Origin of the sequence: Kribbella sp. NPDC051952 (assembly GCF_040680855.1) — a bacterium.
In the GTDB taxonomy this organism is placed as follows: Bacteria; Actinomycetota; Actinomycetes; order Propionibacteriales; family Kribbellaceae; genus Kribbella.
Window position 1 is genome coordinate 175,696 of the sequence record NZ_JBFAXQ010000003.1, and the last position, 21,167, is coordinate 196,862.

General features: G+C 68.3%; 25 protein-coding genes. 16 read left to right on the forward strand and 9 right to left on the reverse strand.

Annotated elements, in window-relative coordinates; translation table 11 throughout:
* Positions 1-132: 132 nt before the first annotated feature.
* From nth to AB0L70_RS07980, 6 genes are read left to right on the forward strand one after another with little or no spacing between them, the layout of a single operon-like run.
* Positions 133-909: an endonuclease III gene (gene nth / locus AB0L70_RS07955; RefSeq protein WP_363681276.1), complete on the forward strand. Its 777-nt coding sequence runs from the start codon at positions 133-135 to the stop codon at positions 907-909.
* Positions 906-1,499 (forward strand): TlpA disulfide reductase family protein, encoded by a 594-nt coding sequence (locus AB0L70_RS07960; protein ID WP_363681278.1) that lies wholly within the window; start codon positions 906-908, stop codon positions 1,497-1,499. Before nth ends, AB0L70_RS07960 begins: the two co-directional genes overlap by 4 nt.
* Positions 1,496-2,266, forward strand: coding sequence for a CoA pyrophosphatase (locus AB0L70_RS07965; protein ID WP_363681280.1), 771 nt, complete (start codon positions 1,496-1,498; stop codon positions 2,264-2,266). Before AB0L70_RS07960 ends, AB0L70_RS07965 begins: the two co-directional genes overlap by 4 nt.
* Positions 2,263-3,435, forward strand: a complete 1,173-nt coding sequence (locus tag AB0L70_RS07970) for a MarP family serine protease (RefSeq protein ID WP_363681282.1) — start codon at positions 2,263-2,265, stop codon at positions 3,433-3,435. Before AB0L70_RS07965 ends, AB0L70_RS07970 begins: the two co-directional genes overlap by 4 nt.
* A gap of 47 nt (positions 3,436-3,482) precedes the next feature.
* On the forward strand, positions 3,483-3,992 hold the full coding sequence (locus AB0L70_RS07975; RefSeq protein WP_363681284.1) for a SigE family RNA polymerase sigma factor: 510 nt from the start codon (positions 3,483-3,485) through the stop codon (positions 3,990-3,992).
* Positions 3,992-4,720: a hypothetical protein gene (locus tag AB0L70_RS07980; protein WP_363681286.1), complete on the forward strand. Its 729-nt coding sequence runs from the start codon at positions 3,992-3,994 to the stop codon at positions 4,718-4,720. Before AB0L70_RS07975 ends, AB0L70_RS07980 begins: the two co-directional genes overlap by 1 nt.
* Here the strand turns inward: AB0L70_RS07980 and AB0L70_RS07985 are convergent.
* The 4 genes from AB0L70_RS07985 to AB0L70_RS08000 form a co-directional block, all read right to left on the reverse strand.
* Entirely contained in the window at positions 4,680-5,600 is a 921-nt protein-coding gene (locus tag AB0L70_RS07985) for an alpha/beta hydrolase (RefSeq protein ID WP_363681807.1), read from the reverse strand. The two genes, AB0L70_RS07980 and AB0L70_RS07985, sit on opposite strands and share 41 nt — an antisense overlap.
* Positions 5,582-6,025 (reverse strand): phage holin family protein, encoded by a 444-nt coding sequence (locus AB0L70_RS07990; RefSeq protein ID WP_363681288.1) that lies wholly within the window; start codon positions 6,023-6,025, stop codon positions 5,582-5,584. Before AB0L70_RS07990 ends, AB0L70_RS07985 begins: the two co-directional genes overlap by 19 nt.
* Positions 6,026-6,093: 68 nt before the next feature.
* On the reverse strand, positions 6,094-7,308 hold the full coding sequence (gene nhaA, locus AB0L70_RS07995; RefSeq protein WP_363681290.1) for a Na+/H+ antiporter NhaA: 1,215 nt from the start codon (positions 7,306-7,308) through the stop codon (positions 6,094-6,096).
* A gap of 66 nt (positions 7,309-7,374) precedes the next feature.
* Positions 7,375-8,061 carry a haloacid dehalogenase type II gene (locus AB0L70_RS08000; RefSeq protein WP_363681292.1) on the reverse strand — a complete coding sequence of 229 codons (687 nt, stop codon included), beginning with the start codon at positions 8,059-8,061 and terminating at the stop codon, positions 7,375-7,377.
* 66 nt (positions 8,062-8,127) lie between these two features.
* On the opposite strand from AB0L70_RS08000, the gene AB0L70_RS08005 reads away from it, so the two are divergent.
* Positions 8,128-8,709, forward strand: a complete 582-nt coding sequence (locus tag AB0L70_RS08005) for a helix-turn-helix domain-containing protein (protein ID WP_363681294.1) — start codon at positions 8,128-8,130, stop codon at positions 8,707-8,709.
* Here AB0L70_RS08005 and AB0L70_RS08010 read toward each other — a convergent pair whose 3' ends face one another.
* Complete coding sequence (locus AB0L70_RS08010) at positions 8,710-9,657, reverse strand: glutathione S-transferase C-terminal domain-containing protein (protein ID WP_363681296.1); 948 nt, start codon at positions 9,655-9,657, stop codon at positions 8,710-8,712.
* A gap of 200 nt (positions 9,658-9,857) precedes the next feature.
* On the opposite strand from AB0L70_RS08010, the gene AB0L70_RS08015 reads away from it, so the two are divergent.
* On the forward strand, positions 9,858-10,616 hold the full coding sequence (locus tag AB0L70_RS08015) for a GntR family transcriptional regulator (protein ID WP_363681298.1): 759 nt from the start codon (positions 9,858-9,860) through the stop codon (positions 10,614-10,616).
* A gap of 2 nt (positions 10,617-10,618) precedes the next feature.
* Here the strand turns inward: AB0L70_RS08015 and AB0L70_RS08020 are convergent, their stop codons facing one another.
* Positions 10,619-11,293: an SIS domain-containing protein gene (locus AB0L70_RS08020; RefSeq protein WP_363681300.1), complete on the reverse strand. Its 675-nt coding sequence runs from the start codon at positions 11,291-11,293 to the stop codon at positions 10,619-10,621.
* A gap of 45 nt (positions 11,294-11,338) precedes the next feature.
* Positions 11,339-11,941: an NAD(P)H-binding protein gene (locus tag AB0L70_RS08025; protein WP_363681302.1), complete on the reverse strand. Its 603-nt coding sequence runs from the start codon at positions 11,939-11,941 to the stop codon at positions 11,339-11,341.
* A gap of 73 nt (positions 11,942-12,014) precedes the next feature.
* On the opposite strand from AB0L70_RS08025, the gene AB0L70_RS08030 reads away from it, so the two are divergent.
* The gene (locus AB0L70_RS08030; protein WP_363681304.1) at positions 12,015-12,368 is read left to right on the forward strand and encodes a helix-turn-helix domain-containing protein; all 354 of its coding nucleotides are present in this window, start codon (positions 12,015-12,017) and stop codon (positions 12,366-12,368) included.
* Positions 12,369-12,394: 26 nt separating this feature from the next.
* Positions 12,395-12,838, forward strand: a complete 444-nt coding sequence (locus AB0L70_RS08035; protein ID WP_363681306.1) for a MarR family transcriptional regulator — start codon at positions 12,395-12,397, stop codon at positions 12,836-12,838.
* 1 nt (position 12,839) lies between these two features.
* On the opposite strand, the gene AB0L70_RS08040 is transcribed toward AB0L70_RS08035, so the two are convergent.
* Positions 12,840-12,998 (reverse strand): hypothetical protein, encoded by a 159-nt coding sequence (locus AB0L70_RS08040; protein ID WP_363681308.1) that lies wholly within the window; start codon positions 12,996-12,998, stop codon positions 12,840-12,842.
* A 306-nt stretch (positions 12,999-13,304) separates the two neighbouring features.
* Here AB0L70_RS08040 and acs point away from each other — a divergent pair, with 306 nt between their 5' ends.
* The 6 genes from acs (at position 13,305) to AB0L70_RS08070 (ending at position 20,188) form a co-directional block, all read left to right on the forward strand.
* Positions 13,305-15,239 (forward strand): acetate--CoA ligase, encoded by a 1,935-nt coding sequence (gene acs, locus AB0L70_RS08045; protein WP_363681809.1) that lies wholly within the window; start codon positions 13,305-13,307, stop codon positions 15,237-15,239.
* A gap of 118 nt (positions 15,240-15,357) precedes the next feature.
* Positions 15,358-15,945: a helix-turn-helix domain-containing protein gene (locus AB0L70_RS08050; protein WP_363681310.1), complete on the forward strand. Its 588-nt coding sequence runs from the start codon at positions 15,358-15,360 to the stop codon at positions 15,943-15,945.
* The gene (locus tag AB0L70_RS08055; RefSeq protein WP_363681312.1) at positions 15,942-17,333 is read left to right on the forward strand and encodes an MFS transporter; all 1,392 of its coding nucleotides are present in this window, start codon (positions 15,942-15,944) and stop codon (positions 17,331-17,333) included. Before AB0L70_RS08050 ends, AB0L70_RS08055 begins: the two co-directional genes overlap by 4 nt.
* A 10-nt stretch (positions 17,334-17,343) precedes the next feature.
* On the forward strand, positions 17,344-17,784 hold the full coding sequence (locus AB0L70_RS08060) for a hypothetical protein (RefSeq protein WP_363681314.1): 441 nt from the start codon (positions 17,344-17,346) through the stop codon (positions 17,782-17,784).
* A gap of 82 nt (positions 17,785-17,866) precedes the next feature.
* Positions 17,867-19,705: an asparagine synthase (glutamine-hydrolyzing) gene (asnB, locus tag AB0L70_RS08065; protein WP_363681316.1), complete on the forward strand. Its 1,839-nt coding sequence runs from the start codon at positions 17,867-17,869 to the stop codon at positions 19,703-19,705.
* 39 nt (positions 19,706-19,744) lie between these two features.
* Positions 19,745-20,188 (forward strand): MarR family transcriptional regulator, encoded by a 444-nt coding sequence (locus AB0L70_RS08070; RefSeq protein ID WP_363681318.1) that lies wholly within the window; start codon positions 19,745-19,747, stop codon positions 20,186-20,188.
* Here the strand turns inward: AB0L70_RS08070 and AB0L70_RS08075 are convergent.
* Entirely contained in the window at positions 20,185-21,099 is a 915-nt protein-coding gene (locus AB0L70_RS08075; protein ID WP_363681320.1) for a superoxide dismutase, read from the reverse strand. The two genes, AB0L70_RS08070 and AB0L70_RS08075, sit on opposite strands and share 4 nt — an antisense overlap.
* Positions 21,100-21,167: the final 68 nt, after the last annotated feature.

The following is a 21,167-nucleotide window of genomic DNA, read 5'->3' on the forward strand; positions in this document are numbered from 1 at the left end:
TTGGGCCTCCTAGGACCTTCGACCACGACTGCGAACGGGGGATCCACCCCGTCCGGCACCGGATCGTTCACACCCGGTTGCCCCAAAACCGTAGCCCCTCCGGTGTCGGACCCGCCACGTAGGCTTGCCTCCATGCCATCCCCGCGTGTCGCGCAGCCGGTCCTCCAGCCGGTCGCGACGGTCTCCGTGAAGCTCCCCCGCAAGGCGCCGGTGTTCGCCGACGAGACCCATACCCAGCTGGTCCGCCGGGCCCGGAAGATGCACAAAGTGCTCACCGAGACCTATCCCGACGCTCACTGCGAGCTCGACTTCACCAACCCGCTCGAGCTGCTCGTGGCGACCATCCTGTCGGCCCAGACCACCGACGTGATGGTGAACAAGGTGACCCCGACCCTGTTCGCGAAGTACCCGACCGCGCAGGCGTACGCCGAGGCCGACCGGGAGGAGATGGAGGCGATCCTCAAGCCGACCGGCTTCTTCCGGGCCAAGACCAACAGTGTGATGAAGCTCGGCCAGGCTCTCGTCGACGAGTACGACGGGATCGTGCCGGGCAAGCTCGAGGAGCTTGTCAAGCTCCCCGGCACCGGCCGCAAGACCGCCAACGTGGTGCTCGGCAACGCCTTCGGTGTCCCCGGGATCACGGTCGACACGCACTTCGGCCGGCTGGTCCGCCGGTTCGGCTGGACCACCGAGGAGGACCCGGTCAAGGTCGAGCACCTGATCGGCGCCCTGTTCCCGAAGAAGGACTGGACGATGCTGTCGCACCGGCTGATCTTCCACGGCCGCCGCCGCTGCCACGCCAAGAAGCCGGCCTGCGGAGCGTGCCCGGTGGCCCAGTGGTGCCCGTCGTACGGTACCGGCCCGACCGACCCCGAGGCCGCGGCGAAGCTGGTGAAGGTCCCGGCGTGAGACTCCGTACGACGCTGTGCGCGACCAGCTGGCTTGTCGCCGGACTGGTCCTGGCGTCGTGTGGCACCGAACAACCCGGCGCGACCGCGTCATCCCCGCAGGTCCCCGGTGCCGACAAGCTCGCGCCCTGTCCGTCGACACCGTCGAAGCCACCGGTGAGCAAGGGGCTGCCCGACCTCAGCCTGCGGTGCCTCGGCGCCGGCCCGGATACCCGGCTCGCCGATCTGCGCGGTCCGCTCGTCGTCAACGTCTGGGCCCAGTGGTGCGGTCCGTGCCGCGACGAAGCGCCGTACCTGGCCCAGCTGGCGAAGTCGGGCCAGGTGAAGTCGGGGAAGGTGAAGATGCTCGGGATCGATTACGCCGATCCACGGCCCGAGCTCGCGGTGACCTTCGCGACCGAGCAGGGGCTCGACTACCCGCATCTCGTCGATCAGGACAAGACGATCCAGCAGGCGCTGAAGGTCGGCGGACCGCCGCTGACCGCCTTCATCGACAAGGACGGGGCGGTCGCGTTCGTCCACCGGGGTGTGCTCACCTCACAGCAGCAGCTGGATGACTTGGTGCGCGACAAGCTGGGAGTGAGGCTGTGAGGTTCGAGGATGTCGAGATCCCGGATTGGCTGCATCCGCTGGCGAAAGCGTCGGCGGAGGTCGATCCGAACCAGCTGTCCCGCTTCCTGCCGCCGGACGATCCGTCGGTGCGCAAGTCCGCCGTCCTGATCGTGCTTGCTGAGGGCAACGAAGGGCCGGAGGTGCTGCTGACCGAGCGGGCCTGGACGCTGCGCAAGCACGCCGGGCAGATGGCGTTCCCGGGCGGCGGCGCCGACCCGGAAGACGGGACCGGTGACGAGGGCCTCGTGCGGACCGCGCTGCGAGAGGCCGTGGAGGAGACCGGGCTCGATCCGGCCGGCGTCGTACCGTTCGCGGTCTGGCCGGCGCTCTGGGTCCCGGTGAGCAACTTCGGCGTGTCGCCGGTGCTGGCCTGGTGGCGGGAGCCGTCGCCGGTCGCGGTGGTCGATCCGGCCGAGGTCGCCTCCGTGCACACGGTCGCGCTGAGTGCGCTGGCCGACCCGGCGAACCGGATCAGCTGCCTGCACCCGTCCGGATTCTCCGGACCGGCGTTCACTGTCGGTGACCTCTACATCTGGGGTTTCACCGCCGGATTGCTGGACAAATTGCTCCTGCTCGGCGGGTGGGCGCGCGACTGGGACCCCTCGGTCGTCGTACCGTTGCCCGACCGACTGGTCGAGGCGGCCTGGCGGAGCGAGGGGCGACGGCCGGAGGACCTCCGACGGCTGACCGCGATCGAGCACGACCTCGGGCACTCGCAAGATGCTGAGCCGGAAGGTGTGGAGTGAGCAAGCTCGATTGGGCGCTGCTGATCGTCACAGCGCTGGTGGCGATCTCGGGATACATCGAGGGCTTCGTGCTGGGGGCCTGCGCCACCCTCGGCCTGCTCGGCGGTGCCGCGATCGGAGTCTGGGGCGTCCCGCGGATCCTGGACAACTTCTCACCGAGCGTGTCGGTGTCGTTCGCGGCCCTGGTGCTCGTGGTGGTGCTGGCCTCGATCGGGCGAACACTCGGCGCCCTCCTCGGCGCGAAACTCAGGAACAAGGTCTCCTGGCGGCCGGTCAAGTTCCTCGATGCTCTCGGCGGTGCCGCGCTGGCGGCCGTGTCGGTGCTGATCGTGTCCTGGGTGCTCGGCGTCGCGGTCAGCGGCGCGCGGATCCCGAGCGTGACCTCGGCGGTCCGCGGCTCGCAGGTGCTCGCGAAGGTCGACGAGGTCTTGCCGAGCCGCGCCGACCAGGCATTGCAGGCCTTCAACGACGTGGTGAACACCGATCTGTTCCCGCGGTTCCTCGACCCGTTCGTGCCGGAGCGGATCCGCGAGACCCAGCCGCCGGACGCCGCGATCGCCCGGCAGAAGCCGGTCCGGGACGCCTACAGCCGGATCGCGAAGGTCACCGGGGTCGCGAGCTGCTCGCGCGGCCTCGAGGGCAGCGGGTTCGTCTACGCCAACAAGCGGGTGATGACGAACGCGCACGTGGTCGCGGGCGTGAGCTCGCCCCAGGTCGAGGTGAACGGAAAGTCGTACGAGGCGACCGTCGTCCTGTTCGATCCCGAGGTCGACATCGCCGTCCTGTACGTGCCCAAGCTGGAGGTCGCGCCGCTGACCTTCGACCTGGCCGGCAAGGCGGACGACCCGGCCGTGGTCCTCGGCTACCCGGAGAACGGCCCGTTCGACTCCGAGCCGGCCCGGATCCGGTCCGAGGAGCGTCTCCGCGGCCCGGACATCTACGGCGACCGCACGGTCACCCGCGAGGCCTTCTCGATCTGGGCCTCGGTGCGCCCCGGCAACTCCGGCGGTCCTCTGCTCTCCAACAAGGGCACCGTGTACGGCGTGGTCTTCGCCGCCTCGGTCGAGGACAACCGCACCGGCTACGTCCTCACTGCCGAACAGGTCTCCGACGACGCCAAGTCCGGCGCCTCCGCCACCCAAGAGGTCTCCACCCAATCCTGCACCTGACCTGATGCAGCAGATCCCGCCTCCCGTCGCGTTGTAAGGGTGTGACGGTGACGACGGGCGGGACGGGGCAGACGTTGTCGTTCGACGAACTCGTGGTCTCGAGCGAGCGGCGGCTGCTGCGGCTCGGCCTGATGCTGACCGGGGGCGAGCACAGCGCGGAGGACCTGGTCCAGACGGTCTTCGCCCGCGCGCACCGCAAGTGGGACCGGATCAAGTCGCTGGACAACCCCGAGGCGTACCTGCGAACCATGGTGGTCAACGAGTTCCTCAGCTGGCGCCGCCTGCTGAAGAACCGGGAGCTACCGGTCGCCGAGCCGTCCGACCGGCCGTCCGTCGAGGACATCGGTGCCCGGCAGGCCCAACGCGACGCCACCTGGCGACTGCTGGCGGAGTTGCCGCACAAGCAACGCGCCGTCCTGGTGCTGCGGTACTACGAAGACCTGCCGGACGACGAGATCGCCGCCGTCCTCGGGTGTACGCCGGGCACGGTCAGATCCAACGCCTCCCGGGGACTGGCGACCCTACGCAACAACCTGCCCGCCGAGGAGGAGAGCTGATGGCCAGGCCGACAGACGAAGAGCTGGAGCAGCTGCTCCGGGAAACCTTTGCGGACAAGGAGAAACTCGTCGACACCTTGCCCCAAGCAACCAAGGGGCGACGCCCGCTCGCCCCGGTCCTCTTGGCGGCCGCGGCGGTCATCGTCGTACTCGGCGGCATCCTGTACGGCGTCAACCGGACCCGCGATGTGGACCCGGCACCACCGGTCGCGACGGCGCAGGCCGGCGACGACGCGCAGATCTGGGCGTCGGCGATCACGGCGATCACGCAGAGGTTCCAGTCGGACTACCAGCTGAGCACGCTGCTCGTGCAGGCGCAGACGGCCACGATCGCCGTCGCCGGCCCGGAGAGCGTTCCGCAGCGATATGCGGGTCCGATCCAGGAGTTCTCCGGGGCCGAGAAGGATCAGATCGCGCAGCAGGTCGTCAGAGCAACCCGGCTTCAGGTCGAATGGGTCAACGCACAGGCGCCGGCCGAGAGGGACAAATGCGCCCGGGAGCTCGCGCGCATCTCGGTCGGCAACGTGGTCGACCAGGGCGATCATCGGGAGGTCCGGACGCTGATCACCTACAACTGCGGGTGGATGTACACGTTGACCTATCGCCTCGAGAAGCGTGCTGACGCCTGGACGGTGACAGGCACGGTCGGCCTCGGCCAAGGGGTGATCCCCGCAGGAGGCTGCCCGTTCAGTGGAAAGACGCCAACCACCGCAGAACCTGGCTGTTGAACAGGTCGGGGACCTCTTCGTGGGGGAAGTGGCCGGCCGGGGTGATGAGTTCGTGGGTCAGTGGCGCTGTGACCAGGTGAGGTGGGGTCACCGCGGTCGGCGACACGGCCGGGTCCTGAGCTCCATGGAGTTGGAGCACGGGTACGGCGACCGGCGTACGCATCCGTGCCGAGTACTTGCGGCCGTCCGGGCGAAGCCGGGAGCGGGCGAACCAGCGGTGGTACTCCAGGGCGCAGTGTGGGGCCGGCCAGACCTGGAGGGCCGCGCGGTAGCGGCGGGACGCCTCGGCATCGGGGAACGTCCCGCCGGGCGCGGCCCAGGCCCGGAGGAGTCGTTCGATGTGGATGCCGTCGTGAGCCAGCAGCCGCCGCTCCGGGAGGATCGGCAGCTGGAACCAGGCAGTGCGGGTCAAGGCCTTCCGCTGACCGGAGCGGGTCAGCAGGAGCGGGTGCGGCGCCGAGACGGCTGCCAGTCCGCGGACCTGTCGTGGTGCGAGTACGGCGGCCGACCAGCCGATGAACCCACCCCAGCCATGCCCGACCACGACCGCATCCGCGGCACCGAGCGACCGGATCACGCCGGAGACATCAGCGGCCGCGGTGTAGGGGTCGTAACCACGTGGGGTCTTGTCGCTGGCGCCGTACCCGCGCAGGTCCATCGCAACGGCGCGGTACCCGGCCGCGGCGACCACCGGCAGCTGGTGCCGCCAGGCCCACCAGAACTCGGGGAAGCCGTGCAGGAACAGGACGAGCGGATCGTCCGCGCTCCCGCATTCGGCGACGTGGAACCGGGCCCCGTTGGCCGCGACCAGCGAGTGCGACCAGGGCCCGTCGACCAGCAGGTCGACGACACCCGCCGGGCTCAGCGCCGTACGTCCGATACGGGCAGGGCCTTCTCGTCCTCGGAGTCCTTGCCGATCGCCTTGAGCACCTCGACCGACTCCTTCGACGTCTCGATCGCGCGCTCCGGACCCTTCGCGCCCTTCAGCGCCCGCATCCCGACGAACACCAGGACGGCGGCGATCAGCACGTAGATCCCGGACACGATCAGGAACGCGATGGCCGGGTGCAGGCCGAGCGCTGTGAATCCGTACGCGGCGGCGATGGACAGCAGGATGATCACCAGCAGGAGCAGGAACGCGGCGGCCGCGAACATGCCGGCCCCGGTTCCGGCCTTGATGGCGGTCTTCTTGAGCTCGGTCTTCGCCAGCTCGAGCTCGCTGCGGACCAGGCTGGACAGATCCTTGCTGGCATTCGCGACGAGCTGGCCGACTGTGGGCCCATCCCCGTTCTGCCCCATCGACATGGCACTCCTTCCACAGGTCCGTCCCCCGACACTACCGCCGTACGCACCGAAGCCCGTGTACCCAGGGCTCAGTCGGCGTACTCGCGATTGCGCCGGGCGAGTAGGACGGCCGCGATCAGCGCGGCCAATACGGACGCGATCAGTACGGCGGCCTTCGCACGCTCGACCTGGTCGGCGTCGGACGCGAATGCGAGTTGCGCGATCAGCAACGCGACCGTGAACCCGATCCCGGCCAGCACCGAGACGGCGGCGACGTCCCGCCAGGCGAGGTCCGAGTTCAGCTCGGCCCGGGTGAAGCGCGCGGTCAGCCAGGACCCGCCGAATACGCCGATGGCCTTGCCGACGAGCAGCCCGGCGACGATGCCGATCGCAACGGGATCGGTCAGCAGCTCCCGTACGGCGCTCCCGCTCAGCGTCACCCCGGCCGCGAACAGCGCGAACAGCGGTACGGCAAGGCCCGCGGACCACGGCCGAAGCCGGTGCTCGATCCGTTCCGCCGGCGCGTGCTCCTCGCCGGGATCCGCGACCACCCGGGTGACGAACCCGAGCGCGACACCGGCGATCGTCGCGTGGATCCCGGACTCGTGCATGAACCACCAGGCCCCGATCGCGATCGGGACGTAGAGGAACGGGGTCCGGATCCGGAATCGCTGCAGCACGAACCACGCCGCGATCAGCGCGACCGCGGCGAGCAGCGACAGCAAGTGGAAGCCGTGCGAGAAGAAGACCGCGATCACCAGGATCGCGCCGAAGTCGTCGACGACCGCCAGCGTGAGCAGGAACGCCCGCAGTGCACTCGGCAGCGAGGACCCGACGATCGCGAGGACGGCGAGCGCGAATGCGATATCCGTTGCCGTCGGCACCGCCCAGCCGTGCGGCTTACCGCCGTCGGCGGTCAGGTTCACCACCACATAGATGATTGCCGGGAGCACCATTCCGGCGAAGGCCGCGACCACCGGGACGACCGCCTCGCTCAGCTTCGACAGCGTGCCGACGACGAGCTCACGCTTCAGCTCGACCCCGGCCAGGTAGAAGAACAGGGTGAGTGCTCCGTCGGAGGCCCAGCCCTCGACCGTGAGCGGTCCGAGGTGGGTTTCGCGCAGGTGGTGGTACGTGTCCTGCCAGGGTGAGTTGGCCCAGATCAAGGCCACCACGGCGGCAACGAGAAGCAGCAGGCCGCCGGTGGTCTCGGCCCGGAGCGTGTCAGCCAGGAAAGCCCGTTCTCGGCCGAGAATCCGCGGAAAAGCGCGTTTCTTCTGCCGGATCCGCGGAGTCTGGCTCATGCTCGGGGCCCTTTGTTCGGGGTCGCTTCGGACACCGCCGACCAGACTTCCCGGCACACCCTGTGATCAGGTCGCCGTGTCCGTCCGACGGCGAATCTGACCGTGCGATTCTAACGCGACAAAGTCCTCGACGATGAGATCCGGCGCCAGGAACGCCTTCGGGTACGGCGTGTTCCGCCGGTCGATGTAGAACCCTCGCAACCCGGCGCGGCGGGCGCCGTCGATGTCCCACGGGTGGACGGCGGCGAGGCCCATCCGTTCCACGGGCACTCCGCAGACGTCGGCGGCGTACCGATAGGCGTCCGGGTGCGGCTTCCAGCGTTGCGGCGTGGCCACGTCGAGGCGGTGCTCGAGCAGGTCGATGATCCCGCCCTCGGTGAAGACGCGCTCCGACATCGCCGCCGATCCGTTGGTGAGCGTGACGATCCGTACGCCGGCCTCGTGCAGCCGGCGCAGACCTGGCTCGACGTCCGGATGCAGTGGGAGCCGCGTGAAGTCGGACAGCACTTGGCCGATCGTCTCCTCCGTCGGCTCGATCCCGGCGGCCGCGAGCTGCGCCGCCAGGACATCGCCGCCGATCGCGCGGAAGTCGGCGTACGCCCCGGCCGCGGTGAGCGCGAACCCGTCCCGCAACGTCGCCGCGAACCACGCGTCCAGGCTGTGTCCGGGCAGCCCGGCCGCGGCGAATCCGTCCCGCAAGGGCTCGAGATCGGTCAACGTCTCATTCACGTCGAGCACCAGCACGTCGATCATCACGGCTCCCGGGTCGTCGATCGAATGTTGTTCTTGGATCGTTCGTTCCAAGATAAGATGACGGGTATGGCGGATGTCAAACACTTCGACGAGGCGGCGGCGCTGGCCGCGGTGGAGCTGCTGTTCTGGCGGCGCGGGATCGCCTCGACCGGGATCCAGGACATCGTCGCCGCGACCGGGCTGAGCCGGTCGAGCCTGTACAACGCGTTCGGTGGGAAGGACGAGCTGTACGCGGCGGCCGTCCGGCGCTACCTCGACGAACGGTCTCGGCCGATGTTCGACCGGATCGTTGCGGACGGCCGGGGGCTGGCGGCGGTCACCGCGTTCTTTGATCGGTTGCTGCGGTTGCGGTGTGTGGGGGAGTTCGCCGGCTGGGGGTGTCTGGTCTCGAACGCGAACGCCGATAATCCGCCGGATGCCGCGCTTTCTCTGCTGGCTGAGCACCACGCCGCGCTGAAGGCCGCGTTCCTCGCGGCGCTGGAGGTTGCTGAGAGCAACCAGGAGTTGCGGGCCGGAGTCGAGCCGAATGGTGCGGCCGAGCTACTCACGCTGCTCGCGTACGCCGTCAACCTGCGATCACGCTCGGGTGCCTCACGGGCTCAACTCGAGACCGCGGTGACAGCCGCCGTATCCGCGCTGGCGGCCTGATCAGCTGAGCCAACCCTGGGGATCTGGGCCTTTGGGGACGATGCCGGTGGGGTTGATGGTGTCTTGGGTGACGTAGTAGTGCCGCTTGATCTGGTCGAAGTCGACGGTCTCGCCGAAACCGGGCAGCTGGTACAGCCGGCGCGCGTACGCCCACAGGTTCGGGAACTCGGTGAGCTTCTGGCGATTGCACTTGAAGTGGTTGTGGTACACCGCGTCGAAGCGGGCCAGGGTCGTGAACACGCGGACGTCGACCTCGCGAAGGGTCTCGCCCATGAGGTACTCGCGGTCTGCCAGCCGATCCTCGAGGACGTCGAGTCGCGCGAAGAGAGCGTCGTACGCCTCTTCGTATGCCTCTTGGCCGGTTGCGAAACCGGCGCGGTAGACGCCGTTGTTCACGTCGCGATAGATGTCCTCGATCAACGCGTCCATCTCGGCCCGGTCGGTCGGGATCAGTTGTGGCGCGTCGGCGCGGTGGTAGTCGGTCCACTCGGTGGAGAGGTCGAGCGTGATCTGCGGGTAGTCGTTGGTGACGACGAGTCCGGTCAAGGTGTCGACGATCGCGGGCACCGTCACGCGGTCGTCGTACGACGGATCCGTGCGCAGGTAGGCCTCGGACAGGAACTCGATCCCGAGCACCGGATCGCGGCCGTCCGGGTCGAGGGTGAACCGCCAGCCGCGCTCGTCCCGGATCGGGTCGACGATCGCGAGGGTGATCGCGTCCTCGAGCCCAAGCAGGCGCCGGACGATCACCGAGCGGTGTGCCCAGGGGCAGGCCAGGCTGACCACGAGCCGGTAGCGACCGGGCTCGACCGGCCAATGACCTTGGTCGTCCGGGCCCTCGCCGGGGGTCGACTTGGAGTCCCGGGTGATCCGGCCGGTGAATCGATTGCCCTGCCGTTTCCACTCACCCGGCGGTGAGCTCGCAGGCACGAACTGTCCGCTGGTCATAGCGATAAAACTACCCGGGCCTGAGATTGGGGGTGCTCACTGGCCGTGAGGTGACAGCAGACGTTACAGTCGGACTGACAAGGTCGTTCGTGACAGTGGGGTTACGAAAGACCGAAGCTCGGAGAAGACCAGGAGCACGATCGCGGCTCGCGTTCCCCGGCAACCGGTTTGCCGGGCCCATCCCCAGGGATACTGACCTCATGGCCCGCCCAAGGAACAACCCCGGCGATCTCGCCGAACTCCCCACGGAGCTTCGGACCGATCGACCGAAGGGTGACCAGATTCGCGAGATTCTGGAGAACCTCACCCGCTCGCTGGCCGTCGGCACGGTGCTGCCGTCCGAGCGCGTCCTGGCCGAGCGCTTCGGCGTGGCCCGGATGACCGTGCGCCAAGAGGTGGACCGGGTCGTTGCCGAAGGCCTCGCGGCCCGGCGTCCCGGCGGCGGCACCTTCGTCGCCGAACCGCGGCCGTCGCGGATGCTCGCGTCCTCGTTCAGCCAGGACATGATCAACCGCGGCATCAAGCCCGGCGCCAAGGTGCTCGAGCACCGGGTCGGATCTGCCGACGAGGACCTCGCCCGCGAACTCGAGGAACCGATCGGCGCCCCCGTCCTGCACCTGGTCCGCCTCCGCACCGCCGACGGCGAGCCGATGGCGGTCGAGCGGACGGCCCTGTCGCTGCAGCGTTACCCCGGCCTCGACGACGTCGACTTCGCCGAGAACTCCCTGTACGACGTGCTCTCCTCGCGCTGGGGCGTCACCCTCGGCATGGTCTCCGCGTCCATCGTCGCCGCCCCACCCGAGCCCGGCGACGCCGAACTCCTCGAGATCGACTCGTCGACCCCCTGCCTGATCATCACCTCGGCCCCGCGCACGGCGTCGGGCGAGGTCATCGAGTTCGGCCGCTCGGTCTATCGCTCGGACCGCTACGACATCACGGTCGCTTACCGCGCCACGTAGTACTAGAAGTTCAAGCTGCGCAGGACATTCGGCGTCTGGCCGGACTCCGCGAGGCGGGTGACGATCTCGACCGTTAGAGCCTGGACGAGCATCGCGCCGACCATCGTGGACGTGGCCCCGGTCGCTTCTGGGCTGCCGGGGACCGTGATAGTCGCGTCGCCGGGCACCCCGCAGTTGTCGATCACGACGTCGGCGGTCTCGAACAACCGCTGGCCACCCGGCGCTCGCGACGTTGTCGACGTACTGTGCGCCATCGACGTGAGCGCGATCACCAGAGCCCCCCGCTTCCGGGCCCCGAGCGCAAACTCCACCGGTACGGCGTTCCGCCCGGAGTTGGAAGCGATCAGTACGACGTCGCCCGCCGCGATCTCGTTGATCTCCAAGATCACCTCCGCCAACCCAGGCAACCGCTCGAGCAGTGAGCTCTTCTGCAGCCCCTCATGCAGCATCAACCCCGGCTCAAGCACCGCTCGTACGTCGGCCAACCCGCCGGCGCGGCCGTACAACTCCTCGGCCAGCGCATGACTGTGCCCGGTCCCGAAGACCCAGAACACCCGCCCCGCGCTGAGCGCGTCGACCACCAGCCCCGCCGCGACCCGAATCGGTCCGACCTGCGTCTCAGCTGCCCGGTGCGCGATCTCCAGCGCCTTCTCGAAGTAACCCTCGGCCCCAGCCATGCCGCCGAACCTACCGCCCTGTCAACGCCACGGCGAACACCTCACCTAGACCACTACCCCGATCGCCGCGCGGTGGTGCGCAGGGTGGTCCACCTGGTCGACCACAGCAATCGCAAAGTCCGCATAGCTGATCAGCCTCCCGGCGTCCCCCGTGCCGATGCGATAAACGCCAACCCGGGTTGGATCGGCGTGATTGAAGTCGCCGGCCGGCGCCACCGAAACCCAATCGAGTGCGGACGCCGCAAATGTGTCCAGGACCGCTTGGTGGGCAAGGAAGAACGACCGACCTTCCTGCGGATATCCGGGCGTATCCATCAGCAATGTCCCGTCCGCGGTCGGAAGAATCGACGCCAGTCCAACCCAGATCAGCCGCCCGACGCCAGCCTTCGACAATCCGTCGACCAGTGCTCGGGCGGCCTGCGGGAAGAACGCCGCCGGGTCCGCGCCACCGTCGTACACCGCCGCGATCACCGCGTCGTGGTCTACCGCGAGCTCGGCGATCCGGTCCGCGTCCGTCACGTCCCCGATCACCTGCCCGGCTGCCGGCGTACGCGCGACTTCCGTCACCGCATGCCCTCGTCGCCGAGCCTCCGCCACGGCTGCCCGTCCGGCCCGTCCACGCGCGCCGATCACCAGAATCTTGCTCACCGCAACCTCCTCGAATCGTTGATGTCGCGACCGTAGAAGGCGGGCCGGTTACCGATTGGATACCGTGAAGACCATGGAGGCATTGCGGGCTGACATGTTCGAGGAGATCTGTCCCTCGGGCCTGCTGCCGTTCCGGATCGGCGGGGACAAGTGGGCCGCGCTGGTGATCCGCTGCCTGGAGGACGGGCCGCGGCGGTTCTCCGAGCTGCGGGTGCCGCTCGCGCGGGTCAGTCCGAAGGTGCTCACCCAGTCACTGCGCGCCCTTGAGCGGGACGGTTTCGTACTGCGGACCGAGTACGCCCAGCCGGTACGCCGGGTGACCTATGAGCTCACCGATCTCGGCCGGAGCCTGCTGGAGCCGATCCGGGTCGTGTGTGAATGGACGGCCGACCACTGGGACGAGCTCCTCGACGCGCGGGAATCGTAGGACCTGCCAACGGTTAGACTGAGCCGATGGATGAGCAGACGCCGAGTGTATTGACGCAGCTGCCGAGCTGGTTGCTCACGCAGAGTGCGGCGCAGGCGCATCGGATCATCAGCGACACGTTCGCCGCCGGTGGCGCGCGGTCCTACCACTTCCGGCTGCTGGCGACGCTGGCCGAGTTCGGCCCGGCCAGTCAGGCGGAGCTCGGCCGGCGCAGCTGCATCGACCGCAGCGACGTGGTTGCCGCGCTCAACGAACTGGCCGAGGACGGGTACGTCGACCGCACGCCCGACCCGGACGACGGCCGCCGCAACATCATCACGATCACCACGTCCGGCCGCCGGCACTACCGGCGCCTGACCACGCTGGTCACCAAGGCCCAGGACGAGATCTTCGGCCCGCTTTCGCCGACCGACCGGGCGCGCCTGAGCACCCTGCTCGGCAAGCTCCTCGCCTACCACCAGGCGGACTGACCTACCAGGTCGGCAGCTGGGCGCGAGCGGATTTCTGCGTACGTCGGACCCGGTTCTCGCGCGCGTGGACCCGGCGACGGGCGGCCCGGGAGATCTTCCGGCGCTCACCGTCGAAGGCCGCCGGCTCGGTCGTCTGGGGGTACGGCTGCTGCGGATTCACAGCAACTCCGATGCACGGCCGGCGCCGGCGGTTCCGCCGTACGCCGAAATTCTCGGGTCGACCTTCGTCCGTCGGAAGCCGCCGTCCGACCCGGAATTGGTCCTCTTCGGCGCAGATCGGGGACTGCTGGGCGATACACCGGTTCCGTGTGCGGGTCAGCGTTGGTAGAAAGGTGACTGGGCGCTCCAGCGCGCCGGAAGCCAGCGATGAGGAGTCGTCGACGTGACGAATGCAGAGTCACCCCAGTCCGAGACCGGCCAATCGGAGGCCCAGTCAGAGGGCCAGTCACAGGGGCTGTCGAACCTGATGCACGAGAAGCGCAGGTTCGAGCCGCCCGCCGAGCTGGCCGAGCACGCGAACCTCAAGGCCGAGGCCTACGACCGGGCCGACGCAGACTTCGAGGGGTTCTGGGCCGAGCAGGCCAAGCGGCTGACCTGGGCCACCGAGCCGACCGAGACGCTGGACTGGAGCAACCCGCCGTTCGCGAAGTGGTACGCCGACGGCAAGCTCAACGCGGCGTACAACTGCGTCGACCGGCACGTCGAGAACGGTCTCGGCGACAAGGTCGCGTACTACTTCGAGGGTGAGCCCGGTGACACCCGCGAGATCACCTACGCCCAGCTCAAGGACGAGGTCAGCCAGGCCGCGAACGCGCTGCTCGAGCTGAACGTCCAGGCCGGCGACGTGGTCGCGATCTACATGCCGATGATCCCCGAGACCGTGGTCGCGATGCTCGCCTGCGCCCGGATCGGCGCCCCGCACACGGTCGTCTTCGGTGGGTTCTCCTCGGACGCGCTGAAGGGCCGGATCCAGGACTGCGACGCCCGCGTCGTGATCACGTCCGACGGCGGCTACCGCCGTGGCGCCCCGGCCGCGCTCAAGCCGGCCGTCGACGCCGCGCTGGCCGACTGCCCGGACGTGCGCAACGTCGTCGTGGTGAAGCGCACCGGCCAGGACACCGAGATGGTCGAGGGCCGCGACCTGTGGTGGGAGGACGTCGTCGGCAAGCAGTCGACCGAGCACACCCCGGAGGCGTTCGACGCCGAGCACCCGCTGTACGTCATGTACACGTCCGGCAGCACGGGCAAGCCGAAGGGGATCCTGCACACCACGGGCGGCTACCTGGTCGGTACGTCGTACACGCAGTGGGGCGTCTTCGACCTCAAGCCGGACACCGACGTGTACTGGACCGCCGCCGACATCGGCTGGGTCACCGGCCACAGCTACATCGTGTACGGCGCTCTCGCGAACGCGACCACCTCCGTGCTGTACGAAGGCACCCCGGACACCCCGCACCAGGGCCGCTGGTGGGAGATCGTCCAGAAGTACAAGGTCTCGATCCTGTACTGTGCGCCGACCGCGATCCGCACGTTCATGAAGTGGGGCGACGAGATCCCGGCGAAGTTCGACCTGTCGACGCTGCGGGTGATCGGGTCAGTCGGTGAGCCGATCAACCCGGAAGCCTACGTCTGGTACCGCGAGCACATCGGCGGGAACAAGGCGCCGGTCGTCGACACCTGGTGGCAGACCGAGACCGGTATGCACATGATCTCGCCGCTGCCCGGCGTCACCGCGGGTAAGCCGGGTGCCGCGATGAAGGCGATCCCGGGCGTCAGCGTGGACGTCGTCGACGACGCGGGCAAGTCGGTGCCGGACGGGTCCGGCGGCTACCTGGTCATCACCAAGCCGTGGCCGGCCATGCTCCGCACGCTGTGGGGCGACGACCAGCGCTTCGTCGACACGTACTGGTCGCGCTGGCCGGGCGTGTACTTCGCCGGCGACGGCGCGAAGAAGGACGAGGACGGCGACCTCTGGCTGCTCGGCCGGGTCGACGACGTCATGAACGTCTCCGGCCACCGGCTGTCCACCACCGAGATCGAGTCCGCGCTGGTCTCCCACCCGAAGGTCGCGGAAGCTGCCGTTGTAGGCGCGTCGGACCCGACGACCGGTCAGGCGATCGCGGCGTTCGTGATCCTGCGGTCCGAGGCCGGCGATGGTGGACCGGACGTGGTCCAGGAACTCCGCAACCACGTCGCCAAGGAGATCGGCCCCATCGCGAAGCCCCGCCAGATCATGGTCGTCGCCGAACTGCCCAAGACCCGCTCCGGCAAGATCATGCGCCGCCTGCTCCGCGACGTCGCTGAGAACCGCGAGGTAGGCGACGTCACCACGCTCGCCGACTCCACCGTCATGGACCTCATCAAGACCAACCTGGAGTCCGGCAAGACCGACGAGGACTGAGCCCCCGCTCCAACCGCAACAGGCCCCCGGGAGATCCCGGGGGCCTGTTGCGTTCTCGGGGGATTTGGTTTGCACGGACTTCTTTGCAAAGAGCCGTTTGCAAAGGTATGTTGTGGATATGGCTCCTTCTGCGGTGACTCCTTCGGGTGCTGGGTTGCGTGCGCTGGCTCATCCGACCCGGTTGAAGATGTTGATGCTGTTGCGGCTCGAGGGGCCGGCGACGGCTACCCAATTGGCTCAGCAGCTCAAGCTGAACACCGGGGCGGCGTCGTACCACCTGCGGCAGTTGGCCGAGCACGGGTTCATCGAGGAGGCCACCGAGCAGGGGAACGCCCGGGATCGGTGGTGGAAGGCGGCGCACGAGAGCACTCGTGCGGACCTTGGTTCGGCGCGGAGCAGCGAGGAAGAGGCGGAGAGCGCTGAGGCGTATCTGCACACCGTTGCGTTGATGTTGACCGAGACGCTCATGCAGCACGCGGAGGAGCGGCGGTACCTGCCGGAGCCGTGGCAGGAGGCCAGTACGACGAGTGATTGGCATCTGCGGCTGACTCCGAACCGTGCCGAGCAGCTCGTCGACGCGTTGGCGGACTTGATCGAGGGGTGGGAGCGGGACGGCGAGGACGAGGTCGGCGCCGCGTCGTTCGTGGTCAACCTCAACGCGTTCCCGCGACCGGGCACCGTCGTACTCGAGGGTGACGAGCGATGAACGCGGGCGGTCGGCGGGTTCCGCTGTACGGGTGGCTGACCGCCCAGGCGATCACGTTGCTCGGCACGCGGGTGTCGATGATCGCGATCCCGTGGCTGGTCCTCACCACCACGGGGTCGCCGACGCAGACCGGGCTGGTCGCGTTCGCGGAGATCGCTCCGATGGTGCTCTTCAAGGCGTTCGGTGGGCCGCTCGTCGATCGGATCGGGCCGCGTCGGGTCGCGATCAATACCGACCTGCTGTCGTTCGTCGTCGTCGGGTTGATCCCGCTGCTGCATCACACCGGCGTACTGACGTTCCCCGTGTTGCTGGGCCTGGTTGCGTTAGCCGGAGCTCTTCGCGGCCCTGGGGATGCGGCCACCACAGCCCTCATCCCCGCTCTCGTCGAGCGCGCCGCCGTCCCCTACGAACGAGCCACCGGCCTCTCCTCAGCCATAGAACGAGGAGCCACCATGCTCGGCGCCGCCATAGCCGGCGGCCTGGTAGCCACAGTAGGCGCCGCCAACGCAGTAGCAGTAGACGCAACCTCCTTCGCCCTCTGCGCCCTAGTCCTAATCACCACCACCCGTTCCCTAACCCACCCCACCCCAGAATCCACAGGGCAGGGGATTGGGCCGTCCACCCCTGAACACGCGGAGCGGGAGGATGGGTCGTCCACCCGTGAACCTGCGGGGTGGGAGGTGGCATCATCCACCGCTGACCCCAGCCCTCAGCCTGGGGAGCGGGGTTCTTCCCCCTCTTCCTCTGGGCCCACTACCTCTTATTTTGTGGAGTTGCGGGAGGGGTGGACGTTTCTGCGGCGGGATCCTGTGTTGGTGAGTTTGTGTGTGATGGTTGCCGTCACCAACCTTCTGGATCTGGCCTGGTCAGCGGTCCTGCTTCCGGTCTGGGCTCACGACTCGGGAGCCGGAGTAGGCGCCGTCGGCCTGATCTTCGCGGTCTGGGGCGGCGCGTCGATGCTCGGCTCGGTGATAGCAGCGGCGTACGGCACGAGACTGCCGCGCTTCGCCACCTACCTCGTCGCCTTTCTCATCACCGGCCTCCCGCGGTTCCTGCTGTTCGCACTCGGCGTCCCGGTATGGGCGATCCTGTTGATGTGCGTCATCGGCGGCGTCTCCTCCGGCTTCCTCAACCCGGTCCTCGGTGCGGTCCAGTTCGAACGCATCCCCCGTCCAATGGTCGGCCGCGTAACCGCCCTGACCAGCGCCCTCTCCTGGTCCCTCATGCCACTAGGCGGCGTACTCGGCGGCCTGGTGATCAGCGGGATCGGGCTCTCGCCGGCCATGCTCGTGATCGGCCTCGCCTACTTCGCCGCCACCATGGCCCCCGCCCTCATTCCAAGCTTCCGAGGAATGAACCGGCAAGAACGCGAGCCAGTCGCAGCCTAGGCTGCCCACCATGACTGCCATCGTCGCGATCATCCACGCCGGCCTGGCCGCCGCTTGGGTCGGCGGGATGGCGTACTCGCTGTTCGTCGTCCAGCCCAAGCTGAAGAAGTACTTCGGGCCCGACGAAGAGGGCCGCGAGATGCTGACCGCGGTGATTGCCTCAGGCAACCGTTGGAAGGTGATCGGCCTGATCGCCGTGATCGCGTTCACCGGCGCAGGACTGCTGCTGATCGATCACGACCACTGGTGGATCCACGCGATCAAAGCTGTCTTCCTTCTCGTCGCGACCGGAATCTTCTGGTACGTCTCCTGGCGCCACTGGCCGCGCCGCATCTTCGCGACCGCCGCCGAACGGACCGGACTGCAACGTCAGCTGATCGTCCTCGCCACCACGATGCTCGGCCTCGCCGGCCTGGCTTTCGCGCTCGGAGTGCTCGCCACTCACATATGAGGTTCGTCACCGGATCCACCGTTGTGATCACTCATGGTCAGAAATACATTGGCGACGTATGTATCTCCGGAGAGGAGCGATCATGTGTGGCATCACCGGATGGGTGGCCTACCGGCACGATCTGGGCAGTGAGCGGGACGTAGTCGACGCGATGACGGAGACGATGTCGTGCCGTGGACCGGACGCACGAGGCACGTGGTTCGCCCCGCACGTCGCCCTCGGGCACCGAAGACTGGCCGTGATCGACCTCCCCGGTGGCGAGCAGCCGATGACCACCGAGGTCACGTCCGAAGGCCGCGAGATCACCCTCGGCATGGTGTACAGCGGTGAGGTCTACAACTACACCGAGCTGCGCGACGAGCTCCGCCGCCGCGGTCACACGTTCCGCACCGACTCCGACACCGAGGTCGTGCTGCGTGCGTACGCCGAATGGGGTACGGCGTTCGCCGAACGGCTGAACGGGATGTACGCGCTGGCCATCTGGGACCCGCGGATCGAGACCCTGGTGATGGTCCGCGACCGGATGGGCATCAAGCCGTTCTTCTACTACCTGACCGCCGACGGGGTCCTGTTCGGCTCCGAACCCAAGGCGATCCTGGCGAATCCCGCTGTACCGGCCGTGGTCGAGGCCGACGGACTGCGTGAGCTGCTCACCGCTACGAAGACCCCGGGCCGCTCGCTGTGGGCCGGCATGCACGAGGTCGAGCCGGGCACTGTCGTCACCGTCGACCGCTCTGGTATCCGCGCCAGCACCTACTGGCGTCTCGAGACGAAAGAGCACACCGACGACCAGGACACCTCGGTAGCGCAGGTCCGTGAGTTGCTCGACGACATCACGCGTCGCCAGCTGATTGCCGACGTACCGCGGTGTGTGCTGCTGTCCGGCGGACTCGACTCCAGTGCGATCACGGCGCTCGCGGCCGGTCAGCTGGCCGAGGAGGGCGGGAAGGTGCGCAGCTTCGCGGTGGACTTCGTCGGGCAGGAGGAGAACTTCCAGGCGACCGAGCTGAGGGGTACGCCGGATACGCCGTACGTGCACGACGTTGCGGACAAGGTGAAGTCACAGCACTCCGACATCGTGCTGGACAACGCCGTTCTGACCGACCCGGAGATCCGGCGGAAGGTGATCCGGGCGAACGACGCACCGATGGGCGGCGACATCTTCAACTCGCTGTACCTGCTGTTCTCGGCGATCCGGGAGCAGTCGACGGTGGCGTTGTCGGGTGAGTCGGCGGACGAGGTGTTCGGCGGGTACCTGTGGTTCCACGACGCCGAGGTCCGGAAGCGGGAGACGTTCCCGTGGATCGCGTACGCCGTGTCCCGGCGGCCCGAGGGGCACGTGAGCGTCTTGAACCGGAACATCCTCAAGAAGCTCGACCTCGGTGGGCACCTGCGGGATCGGTACGCCGACTCCGTCCGGGAGGTCCAGCGGCTCGACGGGGAGTCCGACGAAGAGTGGACGATGCGGAAGATCTGCTACCTGCACCTGACCCGTTTCGTCCGGATCCTGCTGGACCGCAAGGACCGCATGAGTATGGCGGTCGGGCTGGAGGTCCGGGTGCCGTTCTGCGACCACCGGCTGGTCGAGTACGTATACAACACGCCCTGGTCGATGAAGACGTTCGACGGCAAGGAGAAGAGCCTGCTGCGGGCCGCGACCCGGGACGTGCTGCCGGAGTCGGTCGCCGAGCGGAAGAAGTCGCCGTACCCGCAGACGCAGGATCCGGCGTACGTCGATGCCCTCGCGGATCAGGTTCGTGGCTTGCTCGCCGACCATCACTCGGTCTTCGACCTGGTGGACCGCAAGACGCTCGAACCGCTCGCGCTGACGCCCACCCCCGAGTCCCGCCGGCACCTGGAACAGACCCTCTCGCTGGCTACCTGGCTGGACCTCTATCACCCCGACATCAAGCTCAACTGAACCTGTTGCGATAGGAGATAGTTGTCCGGCTGTGCCAGGATGGCGCTTCTCACGGAGGTGATCGCGATGGCGCAGGAGACCCTGCAGTTGCTGGTGAGCATGCACCGCATCGTCCGGTACCTGCGCCGGAGCCGGACCACGGCAGTCCTGCACCCGACGCAGTTCCTGGCGCTGATGCTGATCGCCGACGAGCAACCGATCCGGATCGGCGAGATCGCCACCCGGGTGCCCTGCTCCCAGCCGACCGCGACCACCACCGTCGCCGCCCTCGAAGAGGCCGGCCTGGTCCGCCGCGAGCCCGACCCCGTCGACGGCCGCGCCACCGCCGTGGTTCTCACGGAGTCTGGCGCGGCCAGCGTCGAGGCCTCCGGCCGGCAGGCCGCGGAAGAACTCTCCAAACTCCTCCGCCGCCTGGACGAGGACGACCGCGCGCTGGTCCTCAAAGCCGGCGAGGTCCTGTCGCGGATCGCCGACGACCTCTAGGAGAGACCGGGTACGACGGACACCGTGTACGGCGGCGTCCCCGGCGCGATGTCGAGCTGACTGTTGACCCACAACAGCCGGCCGCGATCACGCGCAATCGTGGTCGGGGTCGCACCGGTCGCGCCCGGAGTCGAGTCGGCGACGAGGGTGGCCTTGGTGAGGTTGTGGTTCAGGATCGCCAACCTGACGACGTACTTGCCGCCGCCGGCGTTGTAGACGGCGTACAGGCGGTGGCCTTCGAGCAGGTAGCCGTCGCCGGACAGGATGCCGTTGGCGATCTCGAGGGTGCTGACCTGCTTGGTTCGCAGGTCGATGCGGTAGGTCACGTCCTGGCCCTGCTCGCCGACCAGGAGGGCGCGGCCGTTGCTCACGATGCCGTTGAGGAAGTACGGCGTGGGCTGGATCTGGTCGCGGGTGAGCCACGGCTTGAGTTCGCCGAGACCGTGACGGGTGAGGGAGGCACGCCAGAGCTGGTTGTTCGCCGAGTCCGTGACGTAGACGGCGTCGCCGACGATGGTGAAGTCGTTGAGGAACGAGCCCGCGGTGGCGCTGCGGGTAGCGAGCAAGTGGCCGCGAGCGTCGTACAGGAAGAGCTTCGACGTACTCGCGCCGGCGATCAGGACCCGGCCCCAGCGGTCGACGTGGATGCCGGTCGCGGAGGTGCGTCCGTCGCTGCCCGCCTTCAGGAACGGTTGCAGGCGGGGGCTGCGGGTGCTGCCGCGATAGACGGCGCCGGTGCCGACGCTGGTGACGTACATCGTCCCGTCGACGGTCACCTCGATGCCTTCGAGCGTGTCGCCCGGCGTGGTGGAGACGACGTACGTCGTGGGTCGTCCGGAGTCTCGCTGTGCGACAGCCGGCTGCGCCGACGCCAGCAGGACCAGGATTGCGAGAAGAACCATCCGTTTCATCCGGCCACCTTTCCCGGGCCGCTCAGCCCGTCGCGACCGGATTCGGTCACGACCGAAGCCCTCCACCC